Below are 15,811 nucleotides of genomic sequence, written 5' to 3'. Positions count from 1 at the left end.
TTGTTCCCCTCATTTTCTTAACTTTCGGTAATCTAAATCTCCCCGCTCTAATGCATGCATTAGCATTTCAGCACTTGCCATATTCGTTGCTAGTGGGATGGCGTATACATCACATAAACGAAGTAACGCATTGACATCAGGTTCATGCGGCTGCGCTGTTAGTGGATCCCGGAAAAAAATCACCATATCCATCTCATTTTTTGCAATCATAGCACCAATTTCTTGGTCGCCACCAAGAGGACCAGATTGATATCTTGTTACAACTAAACCAGTTGCCTCCATAATACGAAGGCCTGTCGTTCCTGTTGCAAAAAGTTCATGTTTTTCAAAGATTGGTTTATATGCGTACGCAAACGAAACCATATCATCTTTCTTTTTGTCATGTGCGATTAAGGCAATTTTCATCCGTTGTCTCCCCTTTAGTCGATAATATTTTCTAAACCGTACACAAGATGATCAAGGTTCATTACTGTTTCAATTGATAGTTTTACACCTGACATAAATGATGCACGATTGAATGAATCATGACGAACTGTTAACATTTGTCCATCTCCGCCGAACATGACTTCTTGGTGTGCAATAAGCCCTGGTAGACGTACGCTATGAATGTGAATACCGTCTACATTTGCACCACGTGCTCCTTCTAATTGTTCTGTTTCATTAGGGTGTCCTTGCTCTTTTGGCACACGATTTTGACGGATTAATTCTACTGTTTTTACAGCCGTACCTGATGGTGCGTCTAATTTTTGGTCATGGTGTAATTCAATTACTTCAACATCTTGGAAGTACTTCGCTGCCATTTGTGAAAATTTCATCATAAGAACTGCACCAATTGCAAAGTTTGGAGCGATAATTGTTCCTACTTCTTTTTCTTTTGCATTTTCTGTTAATTGCTTTAGTTCTTCTTCAGTAAATCCAGTTGTACCAATAACAGATCGAAGCCCACGTTCAACTGCAAGTGTCACGTGTTTCTTTCCAATTTCTGGTGTTGTTAAATCTAACAATACATCTGCTTCTACTTCATCTAAACAAGTATGTAAATCCGCGTAAATAGGTGCATCTAGCGCTGGCATTCCAGGTAAATCAGAAATTTTTTCTCCGCCATGCTTATAATCAATTGCTGCTACTAAATTGAAATGCGCTGTTCTTTCCATTAGAAGGACTGCTTCATGTCCCATACGCCCTCTTGGTCCAGCGATAATTACTTTAATTTCTTTCATTATTCTTTCTCTCCCTCATCAATACGTGTCCAGCGATCTTTATCACGTGTATTAAATTTTTCCATTACAATGTTATGCGCTGTTTCTAAATCAATATTTAAACTATTTGCCATACAAATCATAACAAATAATACATCTCCAAGCTCTTCTTCAATACTGCGTTCTATCTCAGTCGTTTTCTTCGGTTTCTCACCATAATAATGATTAACCTCTCTTGCAAGCTCTCCCATTTCTTCCGTTAAACGAGCCATCATTGCAAGCGGACTAAAATAACCTTCTTTAAATTGACCGATATATGCATCTACTTCCTTCTGCATATCTTTCATCGTTTTTGCTTCCATACTAGTCACCTCTTATTCCTTCCTCTTTCATGTTAGCCAATTCATCGCGATTTGACAAATATTATTCCCCGCAAAACACATATTTGCTACCCTTTTTTGGATAGACTATAGTCAACTCCTCCCACTGAGTTGAAACGTTTCAGTAGAGGCTTGAGTTAGAACGCTAGGTCTTTTCGTCTATCAAGAGCAGTTCTTCCTTATGGAAGAAGCCACCACTCAGATGACTCCGGCGTGTGCTACAAGCCCCGACAAGTCGAGTACACATGGATGGTTGACGCACCCACTAAGCTATGCACGAAGCAACAGCCTTACGTTTTTGTACTTCTAATAGAACCGGCGTTTTCACTTTAAGATTGCCATCCAATTCTACAACTTTTGATTTTTGCAATGTATTCAATGCACCATTAATATCAGCATGGATACATGTGCCTGCTTTACTTTGGTACAGACCACGAGTGATTCGTTTGCCACTAAATCTATAATGTGTCCTATCATCCTTAGACCAAACAGGAATCCTATCTTTGTCTAGGAAACTGGCTTTTGAAGTATAATTTTCTTCTTGTTTCAAAAATCGGATGCCTTCTTTTACACATTTATTCTCAATTGCGGCAACCAGTTTATGAAATGGGATTTGAACAAATGTTTGATTATTCCTTTTTCCCATATCAGATTTTTGTTTCCAACCAGCGTTATACCCTACGACAACTGTATCTATGTTGCATTCTTTCACTTTTTTGAACAACAGGCCTACAGTTTGTGAAATGTAACCATTTATTTGTCTTTCCCGTTTATGCCAAAGTGCAGCCATTTTGTTCGTTACAACGCGTTTAGAAAGTCCATTTTCCACATTTTTCAGTTGTAGATTACGTATCATTTTGTTGAAATACCGGTTAATGGATTTTAATTTTTTTCCATCAATTAAAAATGCATCACCTGTATTTGTTACGCAACTTAATAACCGATCTACACCTAAATCGCAACTCAAAGCGTTACTAGTAGTCGTGGAGTGTTTCTTCATTTGAGAAACGTGCATTTCATATGTGTAATGCACCTCAAAGAACCGGCCTTTTTGCTTCGGCACAATCTCAATGTAGGAGATTTTTTTATTTCTTAAGTTTTTAGGCATACGTATTTTAATGGAACCGAATTTTTTTCTAAATGCAACATTCATCGGAATCATCCAATACCCGTTATCATCCACTTTTGGAACTTGATAGATTTCAATGATACGTTTGTCAGTTGAACGAGAATAATTCGGAAACTTAGGACGACCTGTGTAGGTTTCAGGTTTTTTCTTCCACTGTTCCCATGCTTTAAAAAAGCTCTTCACTTCTGTAAATAAGGCTCTACGAATCGCTTGAACAGAGTTTGATTGAATGCCCGAGTAGTTCATATCGGCTTGCATAGCAGTGTCTACTTCTTTTACAGTAGCCATTTTATTATGGTTCAAATAATTTTGTTTAATCGTGTACAATCCAACATTTCGCAATGCTTTTGAACTATGTGACATGCGTTGCAGTAAACGGAATTCTTTCGCAGTAAGGCAAGCTCGTCCGATATTTTGTTTTTGAGTGAATCGTTGCAGGTTTTCACTTTTCTTTTGTTTACGTAATACTTTCACTGCTTTCTTTTTAGCCATTGTTTTCACCACCTTTCTTAGAAGGTTCATTACTATTGACAAATCAATATTGGAACTGAACGGAACAAAATGTGAACATAGTCTTCATCGTGATTCCTTTTGATTCAAGTAACCGAATGATTATTATTATCCAATTTCGTTTTCTTACGATATATTCCCTCTTTATCTACGACAGATTATATCGTAAGATAAAAAGAAACAAATATTCGCCCTCAAAAAAATTGTTATGAACGAAAAAAAGTGTTTGGTCTACCTTCTGACGGCAATTCCTCTCCACCTTAATTGTTGGGTTTCACCCGTAACACAAATCAGATGGAATCTTCTTGCCTAAAGGAATAAAGTGAAACTTTCTTTTGCGATTTTACAGCCTGCACTATTTTTACTAACAACTAGAAATTACTTATCATTATGTTTTACCGTATCAGCGGAGCAATGCAATCTACATAATTAGGGGGATTTCTATATGAAAGCAAACTTGAAGATTCGAAATATCATTTTTATTTTAATCGGTTCCGCTATTTTTTCTTTCGGTATTGTAAATATCAATATTGAAAACCATCTTGCAGAGGGTGGGTTTACCGGTATTACGCTATTATTATATTTTCTATTTTCGCTTGACCCTTCCTATACAAACTTAATTTTAAATATCCCTATATTTTTTATTGGTTGGAAGTTACTCGGCCGAACAACATTTTTATATACATTAATCGGTACATTTAGCGTATCTTTATTCCTATGGATTTTCCAGCGCTACGAAGTACTCAACTTACATTTAAACTTGCAAAATGATATGACACTGGCTGCTTTATTCGCAGGGGCATTTATCGGTATAGGACTTGGAATTATATTTAAATATGGCGGGACTACTGGTGGCGTTGATATTATCGCAAGATTAGCCCACAAATATGTTGGCTGGAGTATGGGAAAAACGATGTTTATGTTTGATGCGGTCGTTATTATTGTCTCTATTCTTACATATTTATCATACCGCGAGGGCATGTATACGTTAGTTGCTGTGTTTATCGGGGCTAAAGTTATTGATTTTATGCAAGAAGGAGCTTATGCAGCAAAAGGAGCAACTATTATTTCTGATAAAAACGATGAAATTGCTGCAAAAATTTTATCAGAAATGGAGCGCGGAGCTACCTTTTTAAAAGCAGTTGGATCCTATACAAAAGTTGAACGAAATGTACTATATTGTGTCGTTGCAAAAAACGAAATCGTGAAATTAAAAAATATCATCACTTCTGTAGACCCTCACGCCTTTGTTGCTGTAAGTGATGTACATGATGTCGTTGGCGAAGGATTTACACTAGATGAAAATAAAAATCCGTTACATAATTAAATTCAACTAGAAAAGCTCTTTAGCTTTTCTAGTTTTTTATTACAAACCTTTTAAGTTCCTCCAAATCCTCATAAATAAGCTCCAATAAACTCCGATTATAAAAAATTGAAGCTGGATGAAAGGTCGGAAAAATATAATATTCTTTTTCTGTCCATATAAACTCTGTATCGCTACTATCTTTCAATTGCTGCACGGGTTGCTTTAACAATTCACCATGAACACTCGTAATTTTATTATTTTTACCAACTAAACGCTGTAATGCAATATTACCAAGTGTCACAATAACAGGCGGATGTATAAGTTCCAACTCATAGTCTAACAAAGGTGCATGAGCTAGTATTTCTCCTTGATTTGGTGTTCTATTGTACTTCTTCTGTATTATTTCGCCATTTCGTTCCCTTTTCTCTCGCCATTTATAAGGTCTACTCCGAACCGCACTCGTAATATATACCTCTTCCCTTGTAACGTGAATACGTTCTAAAAACTCCATTAAATGTTTTCCGGCTCTCCCGCTAAACGGGATACCATTATGAATTTCCGTTTCACCAGGCGCTTCTCCAACAAGCATTAATTTCGGATCTCTAGGACCCTGTCCACTTAAAAAACCTTCTAATTGGTATGTAGCACTTCGCTCCCTCACTTGTTTAACTAAATGCTCTGGATATTCTATGTCTGTCACCTTCTTTCAACATTAGATACTTACTTTTTTAAATAGTTCTATACCCCATATTATTTCTATTATTTCCATTTGTAACATGTTATAAGATTCATTCCACGAAACAAAAAAAAGACTATCATAATTGATAGTCTTTAATCGTCGCTACGCTGCATACCAGTATAAATTAATACAAGGCGTAATAATTCAAATACTGCTACAGCAGCTGCTGCTACATATGTTAATGCTGCCGCATTTAATACTTTACGAGCTTGACCGTACTCATCTGTCGATACGATACCAAGTGCTTCAATTTGTTGCATTGCACGTTTTGATGCATCAAATTCAACTGGTAATGTAACAAGTTGGAAAATAACACCTGCTGCCATTAAAATAATTCCTAGTAACAACAAACCAGACATTTGTGCAAATACACCAATTAGTACAAAAACCCATGACATGTTTGAACCAAAATTAGCAACTGGCACTAACGAATGGCGTACACGCATGAAGTTATAATCTTTCGCATCTTGAATTGCATGTCCTACTTCGTGTGCTGCTACAGCTGTACCAGCAACTGAATGTCCATAATAGTTATCTGTTGATAATCGAACTGTTTTTGCAGTTGGATCGTAATGGTCCGATAAATGACCCGGCGTTTCTTCTACAGCTACATTGTACAATCCATTTTCATCTAAAATTTTCCGAGCAACTTCCGCTCCTGTCATACCTGAAGTTGAATAAACTTGTGAATACTTGCTATAGGCACTACGTACTTTTGACTGTGCATACAACGGTATGATCAAAATGATCGCGAAGTAAATTAAATAAAACATCATAAACCTCCATTGAAGTTTTAATTATAGTACTTCTCATTCTATTTTTTTCTTACACCATTGTCAATAAATAAACCTTACAATCCGTATCTTTATTTATACACATTATCTATCTTTAGAATGCAAGTTACTTCTCCGTTTCTCTCTGTCGCCTTTATACTTTCTCCATCCAACATACGTTAAAGTGAACAAAATAAGTCCTCCAGTAATAGTCATAAACCAAATGAGAGAGGGAGCAATCTCATCTTTTTTTACTGTATGAAATATTTTTTGCAAATCACCTTTAATAATCCCTAGTTGCATTTGTCCACCTTTCGTTTTTAACATAACGTTACGAAATTCATCCAAATAAGATAAATGTGCATTTACACGCTGTGCTTCGTTTTCTGGCAGGGCAATCATTAAACTCGGATAAATAATATTAAATTCATTTAAAAATGTATTTAGCGTCTGTTGGAACTGTCCATCATCTTCTTTTTTCATCGCTTTTTCTACTTGAGAAAAAGCATCCATTATCTTTCTTTCTCTTTCCATCCAAAGTGGCTGATATTTAGATACTTGTGCATCAACAGCAAGTTGTAACGCTAACATATTATCAACTTTAACTTGCTTATCTAAATCTTCCGCGAGAGATTGTTTCGCCCTGTCGTACGCCAAAGAAACGACTCTAATTTGTCCCGGAGTTACTTTTGAATTTTTTTCATTTTCCTTTGATAGAAACTGCTCTGAGAAATGGTGCAGTACTTGTATTGCCTTCTCATCTTCATTTTTCTTTACTAACTGTAAAGAGTCATCTAGCAATCCAGTTAGTTCACTCCACTCTTCAGCATATATACGTACTGGAAACATTATAATTAGAAATGCTATCAGTCCAATTAATGTTCTCTTCATCCCGGTCCCCCCTATAACTACTAGTACAAAATATGTGGAGTTGGACAAGAATAGAACAGAACAAAATCAAAAAATATATTATCTCTATGAAAACAAAAAAATTCTCTTTAAACAGAGAATTTTTTCTTTGAAACCCTTTTCTTTTTCACTAAATATTTATACACACCGTAACAAAGTATGCTTCCACTTAAAATCAATAATAAAATAATACATGCAGCATGCATAAAGAATTCTTCCGGTAACATTAAAATAATCGGATCTGTTTCAATATCAAACATCCAATAATCATTACTAAATAAAAGCTTATGAAATAATACGAAACTCTTTTCAAAATCAATGGCAATCGGTAACGTAAGAGCTATCGGAAAAAGAATTGTAAGAATCGCTCCGTGAAGTAAAAACTTTTCTTTTTTCTTTTTTAGTAAATACGTTCCTCCTAATAAAGCAATTACAATCGTTCCATACATTATATATTGAATCTTTACTAAAATATTTTTAACATCCACAAAATGAATGCGACCATTTGTAGACATGTCTAATGTCGGCAATTGTAATGCACCTTCATAAAACGGAGATAAATATGTAATAAGCACATCATAGTTTCTTTTAATTTCATCTTTCGTCATATCCGCTAAGTCTGGAATATTTAAGAAATCAATTTCAAAATAATACAGCCATTTTCCATATACAACTACCATTGTCGCGAGAGCGAAAATAGAAAATGCTATGCTATATGAAACAACTAAAGTGATCAATCGATCCAATATGTTTATACCACTCTTATTTTTCTTCATTTTCTCCCCCTAAATGTCCTCACCATCATAAAGAAAACTGTTTTCGGTTCTCACGTAAGCAATAATAATATGTGATACACAGTACAGCAATACTTAGCCAAAACGTAAAATAACCAATTTTCTCTACAAACAAATGCATAATTCCGTATCTCGGCATTTGCCAAAATAAATAATCAATTGCATCATTATGTAACGTCCATATACCAGCTACAATGAAATGCCATTTTTTTATCCGATAAAACGGAGCATATAACACTCCCTGCACCGCCATTGCAAAATGAGATAACATTAACATATATCCCATAAGACCAATAGGGCCTTTTACATAAATCATAACCCCATTTACAACAACAGCCCAAATACCATATTTTATTAAAGTAACTATCGCTAACGCCTCTATTAATCCCCAGTTCTTCTTTATCAAAAAAGCAATTAGAACAAAGACAAAAAAGAGACTCGCCATAGGACTATCTGGTACAAACGGCCAAAATATAGGTGAGGTTTCTTTTAATTGATTTCCATACCATATGAATCCGTAAATTGTACCTAATATGTTAACAACCAATAAAACTAATAGTACCGAACGTTGCCTTAACATTGCATACAAGTAAACCAAGCTGCATGTCCAACACCTTTCAAACAAAGTAATTCTTTCATCGAACTCTACTCTATTATATAGCAAACTTTCCTTCATCAAAATAAAAAGCTGACTACAGATTTTGTAGTCAGCTTTTCGATTATTTTTTATTATACTTTGCAACGAATTCCGAAAGCTTTTTCAGTTCTTCATCTGTACCTTTAAATACCCCTTTAGGCATTGAACCTTTTCCATCTTTCGCAATTTTAGCGATTTCTTCTGGCTTTAAAGTTAAGTTTTGCAAAGCCGGTGCTGCCGCCCCGCCCTGTAAATTGTCACCATGACATGTTAAACAAGTATTTTTTTGCATTAACTTGTAGCCGTCATCATTTTTATCAACTGGTGCTGTTTTTACAATTGCTCCTTGTTTTTTTGCAGCTTCCCAGTCGTGGTGCGCTACAGATTCCCAAGTTAAAAAGATAATTGATGCAATTGCTAAAAGCATAAATCCAGTTGCCACAGGCCGTTTCAACGGGCGTCTTTCTGGGCCTCGGTCAAGAAATGGAGCTAACAGTAATGCTCCAAACGCAATCCCAGGCATGATAAATGCTCCAATTACAGTAAATGAGCCTGAAGCATACGAATACTTTAATAACTGATACAAGAATAAGAAATACCAATCTGGAAGTGGTATATACCCTGCATCTGTAGGATCCGCCATTCTCTCAAGCGGTGACGGATGCGCCACTGTTAAACATAAATAACCGATTAAAAAAACTGCACCAACCATCCATTCTTTTAACAAGAAATTTGGCCAAAACGCTTCTGTTTTCCCTGGATATTCCGAATAATCTTTTGGAATATTTGGTTTCCGAGCTACTGGTACTCGAGAATCTCCTACAAACTTCATCCCTTTGCCGCGATGCATAATCTCCCTCCTTTTGTTCTTTCCCCTTTAATTTAGCAATCTCTTATAACGGACCGGAAATACCTTGTTTGCGAATCATGATGAAGTGGAAGGCCATTAAACCTAGAAGTGCTGCTGGTAAGAAGAAGACGTGAATAGCAAAGAAGCGAGTTAATGTTTGAGCGCCAACAATTTCGGAATGACCAGCGAGTAATGTTTTAATATAAGGACCAATGAGCGGCGTTTGCTCTGCGATTTGAATCCCTACTTTCGTAGCAAATAACGCTTTCATATCCCATGGTAATAAATATCCGGTAAAACCAAGACCTAACATAACAAAGAAAATAAGAACACCAACAATCCAGTTTAACTCACGAGGCTTTTTATACGCACCTTGGAAGAAGACTCTGAGTGTATGTAAAAACATCATTACAATTACGAGACTAGCGCCCCAGTGGTGCATACCACGAACAATTTGCCCGTATGCAACTTCATTTTGTAAATAGTAAACCGATTCCCAAGCATTTTTAATATCAGGCACATAATACATCGTTAAAAACATTCCAGACAAAATTTGAATTACGGTAACGAAAAAGGTAAGTCCTCCAAAGCAATAGACGAATGCAGAAAAGTGATGCGCCGGGTTAACATGCTCAGGTACTTCATGATCAGCTATATCACGCCATATCGGTGTAATATCTAAACGTTCGTCCACCCAATCATAAATTTTATTTAACATCTACTTTGCACCCCCTTTTGGCTTCGCTTTTCCTAAATAAAGTGTTCCATCTTTTACTTTGGATTCGTATACGTCAAGCGGAGCAAGAGGCGGTGTGCCTTTAATGTTCATCCCATCTTTTGTGTAACGTCCCCCGTGACATGGGCAAAAGAATTGATTAGGATGTGCTTTGTCCGAATTCCAGTTCACTGTACAACCTAAATGTTTACACACTGGAGAAAATGCAACGATGTCTCCGCTTTCATCTTTATGCACCCAAGCAGATTTTGGCTCTTCAGACTTGTACCATCCGTCAACCTGCTTCACCTTAAAATCGAAGCGCTTCGGTTCTGTTGTAATATCCTTTACTTGTGCAACAGCAACCATATCTGTTCCCGCTTCTTTTCTTAACACCGGATCAAGCGCAAACCGCGTCATCGGCATTAAAATACCCGCTGCCATAAAGCCTCCTACCCCTGTAAGTGTGTAATTTAAAAATTGTCTTCTTGACACACGATGTTCTTTCTCGCTCACGAAAATTTCCCCCCTCTATCAGAAATTGTCCCCTCGTGAAAATATTATATAAAAAATAAAAACTAGGACACTATCATGATATAATACCCTCTTGTATAGGTCAATATCATACTACTCATAATAATAAGAACTTTCTGTTTATTATTATTTTACCCATCTTTCTTCCAACATTACCATAATATTTTTTATGTGGGCACGAATAACCTCTCTTTTCGCCTGGTCACTAAATTGCTCTAATGATAACGATGGAAACCAAAATAAATCCCCCTGCAACTCTTGCATATCTTCTTTCCATGAAAAATCACTTGTCACATAGGCAATATGCTTAAAACCTTGTCTTTGCAAATGATTTGTCCATTCTTGCAAACGATCTTTTTCGTTCTTTTGGCTCTCTACTAAATACGTAAATGCGGGCAGTAAAAGCACTCTTCCTTTATACTCCCTTTCCAGCTCCATACTCAAAGCCTCAATAAATTCACCTTGTTCTACAACCATTTTCATTTCTTTTGCTGTCGAAATAGACAAAAGGGGTATAATCCCTGTATCTACATACTCTCTTGCTTGCTCAAACTGTTCCACATCTTTTACAATCCATTTCAAATTTCTTCCCTCCCTCATTCGAAATGACAGAACTTTCACTTTATATATATTAAACCATACTAAAAGAGGTAAAAAAAGAAAAACTACCTATTTATTAGGTAGTTTTTCTTAAAAAGACCGAAATTTGTAAAGATTTAATAATTAAAATGAATTCTATAACGTTTTTAACTCTGCTGTTAACTTATGAAACGCTTCCTTATCTTGCTTATCCAAGGCTTCATCAATTTGTTTCAAAAGACGATCTCTTCTAAATGAGAATACACTTTCTTCTAAAAATCGTTCTGCAAGCAATCGATCTTTTTCATTCACTTCAATGTGCTTTGGCAAATATGGGTTTTCTTCTAATACAGCTACATAATTTGCATTTTGGAACGATGACTTAAAATTAAGTTGAATATAAATATCCTCATCTCGATTCAAACGAATATCATGAAACGACTTTTCTGCATCTGTTGTCATTACATTTTGTTTGAAAAAGTGAAACGGTGTGTCTTTCACACAATTCGCTGACATCACTAAGCCACGTGGACAATATTTTGCATGTTCTACGAAGTGGACTTTATGCATTAATTGATCGTGACTCATTAAATAATTCAAAATCCATACACATTCACGCTGTTTCAGTTGGTAATTATTCAAAAACCATTTTACAAAGTCCTTCTTCTCGTTTACAGAAACAGGGGTATTCATAGCGATTAAGTCCCTCCTCTGTCTTTCTCTTTTCTTTTTAGATTCAAGAAGCGGCATTCAGTTTCCTTCCAACTTACGAAAAATCCTCTAAATTATATAACAATTCTTCAATATGAATTTGTGTCGGGTCTAGTTGTATTAACTGAGTAAATACTTCTTTCGCCTCTTTTCGCATTCCTTCTTCCAATAAGAAATAACCGTACTCTTCCAAGAAATCTGGATGATTCTTAAAAGAAGTATATGCACTTTCATAGTGTTTTAATGCATCAGAATACATTTCTAATTGTTTTTTTGCAAATGCAAGATCCCAAAGTAGTTGTGTATCTGGTTCTCCACTGTCAATTGTACGCTCCACAACTGCAATTAGCTCTTCATATTTCTCTTGTTCTTTTAAAATATACGCATATTTTAATGTCGCGCCTAAATGTCCTGGGTCTAGCTCAAGCGCCTTTTGAAGCACTTCTTCAGCCTCCGCTATTTTACCTAATTTCGCTGAAATGTTCGCTAATTCTACATAAAAAGGAACCGAAAGCTCATCAACCTTAATTCCTTCGTGAAGTGTTTCATAGCTTTCTTGAAGCATACCTTCTTTTTCATAGCTTTTCGCTAAATACATGTATAAAGAAGCGTACTCAGGATCTAATTCTTTTAATTCTTGCCAAGCACCAATTGCTCTTTGATATTCTTCCCCTTGATATAAAGTGAAAGCATATCCAAATAACGAGTGAATATCTTTTTGCTCCTCTAGCCCAGCTTCATAGTAAGAGATCGCCTCTTCCCAGTTTCCAATCGCACTTAAAGTTTCTGCTAGACGAAGAGCAATGACAACACCACCCATAACTTTATGTTCTGCTAGTAACGATTCATAATAAGTAATCGCCTTTTGCTCTTCACCTTTACTACTATATAATTCTGCTAATCCAAACGTAATAACAGGTTCGTCTGGCATCATTTCTTTTGCCTTTAATAGTTTTTGTTCAGCTACATCATCAAAACCTTGCATTTGGAATAAATCCGCAACAAGTAATAGCGATTGAACATATAAATCATCATTTTCTGGAATATCATGAAGTACCTCGATCGCTTCATCTTCTTTATCTAAATCAATATATAATTCTGCTAAAAATAGCGTAAACTCACTTTCTTCCGGATATAGCAAGCGTAAATCATCTATAATTGCTAACGCCTCATCCATAAACCCAAGTGTATGATAGTAACGAGCAATATCATACTTCTCTTCATCATTAGCAACTCGTAGTTGTTCTTTTAATAATTGTAATCCTTTTTCTGCTTCACCGTTTTCAATATAAGAAACAGCTTGTTCAAAATTTTGCATAAACGTCTCCTTTAATTCAAAAAAATATTTCTCTTCTGTTCATTTATCATAAGCAACTAAATGTAAGAACGCAACCTTTTGGATGAACTGCCTCTTCCTATGCTTTCTCTTATAGCGCAGCTAATTGTTCAAAAAAGTTCGGATACGATACAGCGACCGCATCACTATTCTCTATTTTTACTTCTCCATCTATAATACAAGATGCGATTGCTAGCATCATCCCAATACGATGATCGCCGTGACTATTAACGGTATTTCCTTTTAAATTTTGTTTACCGTATATAATCATACCATCTGGTGTAGCTTCAATTTTCGCACCTAATTTTCCTAACTCATCCACAACAGTATCGATACGATTTGTTTCTTTTACTTTTAACTCCTCAGCGTCTTTGATAACGGTAATTCCCTCTGCCTGTGTTGCCAATAAAGCAATTACAGGAATTTCATCAATTAATCTCGGAATAAGCGATCCGCCAATCTCTATTCCTTTTAGTTTCGATGTTTCAATCGTAATATCCCCGCACGGTTCAAACTCTTCATTTCTCATATTATCGATAGAAATAAGTGCACCCATCTTTGTTAAAACATCTAAAATCCCTGTTCGCGTTGGATTTAAACCGACATTTTCCAATACAAGCTTACTATTTTGAACAATTGCACCAGCTACTAAGAAAAATGCAGCTGAAGAAACATCCCCTGGAACTTCTATGTCTGCTCCTTTCAGTTGTTGACCACCTTGTAATGACACGGTACGTTCATTAACATCTACTGTACACCCAAATGCACGTAACATCCTTTCTGTATGATCACGAGACTGCATAGGCTCTGTTACTGTAGTTACACCTTCTCCTTGCAAACCTGCAAGTAAAACTGCTGATTTCACTTGTGCACTTGCTACTGGTGAATGATAATGCATACCTTTCACCTTTCCACCACGAATAGATAAAGGTGTATATTGTCCATTTTCTCTACCGTCGATTTGAGCGTTCATCATACTAAGCGGTTCTGTAACACGTTTCATAGGACGTTTTCCAATTGATGTATCACCGATTATCGTACTATGGAACGGCGTATTAGCTAAAATCCCAAGCATAAGACGAATAGTCGTCCCTGAATTCCCCACATCTAATACTTCTTTCGGTTCTTGTAAATTATGTAATCCTTTACCGTAAATCGTGACATCGTTACCACTCTGTTCAATCTTGACACCTAGTTTTTGAAAACATGCAATTGTACTTAAACAATCTTCTCCTAATAAAAAATTTGATACCTTCGTCGTCCCTTCTGCTATCGCCCCAAACATAACAGAGCGATGCGAAATAGATTTATCTCCTGGAACAACAATTTTCCCATTCAAACTATTTTTTCGTCCTACTAGTTTCAAACTGTATCCTCCTCACATTTTAAATAAGTTATATGTACAATAGTTCTTCTTATACGTCTACTTCTATTGTAACGTTTTATTTCTTGAACGTGCAAACAACTCCCCTTATTGCAGCTCAAATGAAAAAGACCCCTGTAATAGGAGCCTTCACTATTTCTTAAGAATACGTTTCTTCTTTCTTCACTTGTTCTTTTACAAGTTCCGTAAGCAATTCAATAATCTCATCATTTTCTTCTTTTAATCCAACAGTAATACGAATACCATCATGCATACCAAATGCTGCACCAGAGCGAACGATATATCCTTTTTTCATTAATCGTTCGAAAGCTTCATTACCAGGTATACCGAGTTTCAAGAAAATGAAATTCGTTTGGGATGGATAATAGAACACGTTATATTCCTTACAAAATGCATAATATTGATTTAATCCTTCGGTATTTTTCTTCACACAATCTTGTAAAAACTGTTGATCCTCTATTGCCGCTAATGCTACCGCCTGGGCGATAGTTGATGTGTTAAATGGCAGTCTCGCTACCTCTAGCTGCCCTATAAGCTTTGCATCCCCAATCGCATATCCAATACGAAAAGCAGCTAATCCATATGCTTTTGAGAATGTGCGTAGCACCATAAGATTTTCGTATTTTTCAAGAAGAGGCAATGTTTGCGGATAATCTTCTGCCCCAGCGTATTCATAATATGCTTCGTCCATAATAACGAGCGCTGACTTTGGAACTGATTCTAAAAATGAAAGTAATTTTTGTTTTTCTACATATGTACCTGTCGGGTTATTCGGGTTACAAATCCATACAATCTTCGTTTTCTCATCTACTTGCTGTAACATTGCATCTAAATTGTGAATACCATTTTCAAGTGGTACTTCCCGAACTTCCGCTCCTTCAATAACAGCATGGTGATGGTATTGCGAGAACGTAGGATTTGCCATTACAACATTTGTTCCTTCATGTAGTAATGCACGGCTAATCATTTGAATGACCTCATCTAATCCACTACCAAATAGCAGTTGTTCCGCTTTTACACCTAAATGCTCTGCTACTTTCTCCCGAAGCTCAAAAGCCCCCCCGTCCGGGTAGAGTGCATATTGATTGGCTAACGAAGTTAATGCTTCTGTCACACGCGCAGAGCAGCCAAATGGATTTTCATTCGACGCTAACTTCACAATTTTTGACAATCCATATTCTCTTTTTATTTCTTCAATATTTTTCCCAGGTACATATGCTCTCAAAGTTAACAATTGCTCTTTTACTCTCACTTTTCTTCCCCCAGTCATTGATATGATTTATAATTCCTTACTGTCACCTTTAATCATAACCGTCACCATTACGA

Annotated in this window: 18 protein-coding genes; 1 reads left to right on the top strand and 17 read right to left on the bottom strand. The window is 36.2% G+C overall.

The window, feature by feature from the left end; genetic code table 11:
* Positions 1-9: 9 nt before the first annotated feature.
* The 4 genes from mgsA to MRBLBA3_RS11335 all read right to left on the bottom strand — a co-directional run bounded on the left by mgsA (position 10) and on the right by MRBLBA3_RS11335 (position 3,200).
* Positions 10-405, bottom strand: coding sequence for a methylglyoxal synthase (gene mgsA, locus MRBLBA3_RS11350; RefSeq protein WP_000684753.1), 396 nt, complete (start codon positions 403-405; stop codon positions 10-12).
* A 14-nt stretch (positions 406-419) separates the two neighbouring features.
* On the bottom strand, positions 420-1,220 hold the full coding sequence (gene dapB / locus MRBLBA3_RS11345) for a dihydrodipicolinate reductase (protein ID WP_000658792.1): 801 nt from the start codon (positions 1,218-1,220) through the stop codon (positions 420-422).
* Positions 1,220-1,561, bottom strand: a complete 342-nt coding sequence (locus MRBLBA3_RS11340; RefSeq protein WP_000387646.1) for a nucleotide pyrophosphohydrolase — start codon at positions 1,559-1,561, stop codon at positions 1,220-1,222. The genes dapB and MRBLBA3_RS11340 overlap by 1 nt, the downstream gene beginning before the upstream one ends.
* Before the next feature lie 283 nt (positions 1,562-1,844).
* On the bottom strand, positions 1,845-3,200 hold the full coding sequence (locus MRBLBA3_RS11335) for a transposase (protein ID WP_363381276.1): 1,356 nt from the start codon (positions 3,198-3,200) through the stop codon (positions 1,845-1,847).
* Positions 3,201-3,663: 463 nt separating this feature from the next.
* Here MRBLBA3_RS11335 and MRBLBA3_RS11330 point away from each other — a divergent pair, with 463 nt between their 5' ends.
* Positions 3,664-4,545, top strand: coding sequence for a YitT family protein (locus MRBLBA3_RS11330; protein WP_000646622.1), 882 nt, complete (start codon positions 3,664-3,666; stop codon positions 4,543-4,545).
* 28 nt (positions 4,546-4,573) lie between these two features.
* Here the strand turns inward: MRBLBA3_RS11330 and MRBLBA3_RS11325 are convergent, their stop codons facing one another.
* The 13 genes from MRBLBA3_RS11325 to hisC form a co-directional block, all read right to left on the bottom strand.
* Complete coding sequence (locus tag MRBLBA3_RS11325) at positions 4,574-5,215, bottom strand: uracil-DNA glycosylase (RefSeq protein WP_363381659.1); 642 nt, start codon at positions 5,213-5,215, stop codon at positions 4,574-4,576.
* A gap of 140 nt (positions 5,216-5,355) precedes the next feature.
* The gene (locus MRBLBA3_RS11320) at positions 5,356-6,036 is read right to left on the bottom strand and encodes a zinc metallopeptidase (RefSeq protein ID WP_000499538.1); all 681 of its coding nucleotides are present in this window, start codon (positions 6,034-6,036) and stop codon (positions 5,356-5,358) included.
* Positions 6,037-6,141: 105 nt separating this feature from the next.
* On the bottom strand, positions 6,142-6,927 hold the full coding sequence (ypjB, locus tag MRBLBA3_RS11315) for a sporulation protein YpjB (RefSeq protein ID WP_242399756.1): 786 nt from the start codon (positions 6,925-6,927) through the stop codon (positions 6,142-6,144).
* Between the two features lie 107 nt (positions 6,928-7,034).
* On the bottom strand, positions 7,035-7,721 hold the full coding sequence (locus MRBLBA3_RS11310) for a TIGR01906 family membrane protein (RefSeq protein WP_000739732.1): 687 nt from the start codon (positions 7,719-7,721) through the stop codon (positions 7,035-7,037).
* Positions 7,722-7,746: 25 nt separating this feature from the next.
* Positions 7,747-8,337 carry a DUF1405 domain-containing protein gene (locus tag MRBLBA3_RS11305; RefSeq protein ID WP_363381274.1) on the bottom strand — a complete coding sequence of 197 codons (591 nt, stop codon included), beginning with the start codon at positions 8,335-8,337 and terminating at the stop codon, positions 7,747-7,749.
* Between the two features lie 121 nt (positions 8,338-8,458).
* Entirely contained in the window at positions 8,459-9,226 is a 768-nt protein-coding gene (qcrC, locus tag MRBLBA3_RS11300) for a menaquinol-cytochrome c reductase cytochrome b/c subunit (protein WP_000554601.1), read from the bottom strand.
* Positions 9,227-9,269: 43 nt separating this feature from the next.
* Positions 9,270-9,944 (bottom strand): menaquinol-cytochrome c reductase cytochrome b subunit, encoded by a 675-nt coding sequence (gene qcrB, locus MRBLBA3_RS11295; RefSeq protein WP_000932700.1) that lies wholly within the window; start codon positions 9,942-9,944, stop codon positions 9,270-9,272.
* Entirely contained in the window at positions 9,945-10,457 is a 513-nt protein-coding gene (gene qcrA / locus MRBLBA3_RS11290; RefSeq protein WP_001290419.1) for a menaquinol-cytochrome c reductase iron-sulfur subunit, read from the bottom strand.
* Positions 10,458-10,601: 144 nt separating this feature from the next.
* Complete coding sequence (locus MRBLBA3_RS11285) at positions 10,602-11,075, bottom strand: YpiF family protein (RefSeq protein WP_139265888.1); 474 nt, start codon at positions 11,073-11,075, stop codon at positions 10,602-10,604.
* A 135-nt stretch (positions 11,076-11,210) separates the two neighbouring features.
* Positions 11,211-11,747 carry a ReoY family proteolytic degradation factor gene (locus tag MRBLBA3_RS11280; protein WP_001095921.1) on the bottom strand — a complete coding sequence of 179 codons (537 nt, stop codon included), beginning with the start codon at positions 11,745-11,747 and terminating at the stop codon, positions 11,211-11,213.
* Between the two features lie 73 nt (positions 11,748-11,820).
* A complete protein-coding gene (locus MRBLBA3_RS11275) occupies positions 11,821-13,083 on the bottom strand; it encodes a tetratricopeptide repeat protein (protein ID WP_001178812.1) in 1,263 nt (420 codons plus the stop codon).
* Between the two features lie 109 nt (positions 13,084-13,192).
* Positions 13,193-14,467, bottom strand: a complete 1,275-nt coding sequence (aroA, locus tag MRBLBA3_RS11270; protein ID WP_363381273.1) for a 3-phosphoshikimate 1-carboxyvinyltransferase — start codon at positions 14,465-14,467, stop codon at positions 13,193-13,195.
* Between the two features lie 157 nt (positions 14,468-14,624).
* A complete protein-coding gene (gene hisC / locus MRBLBA3_RS11265) occupies positions 14,625-15,737 on the bottom strand; it encodes a histidinol-phosphate transaminase (protein WP_363381271.1) in 1,113 nt (370 codons plus the stop codon).
* Positions 15,738-15,811 lie beyond the last annotated feature (74 nt).

It is taken from the genome of Bacillus sp. LBA3-1-1.1 (assembly GCF_040676495.1).
Taxonomy (GTDB): domain Bacteria; phylum Bacillota; class Bacilli; order Bacillales; family Bacillaceae_G; genus Bacillus_A; species Bacillus_A nitratireducens.
Note: the sequence above shows the minus strand (reverse complement) of the source record. Positions and strands in the feature narration are given on the sequence as shown.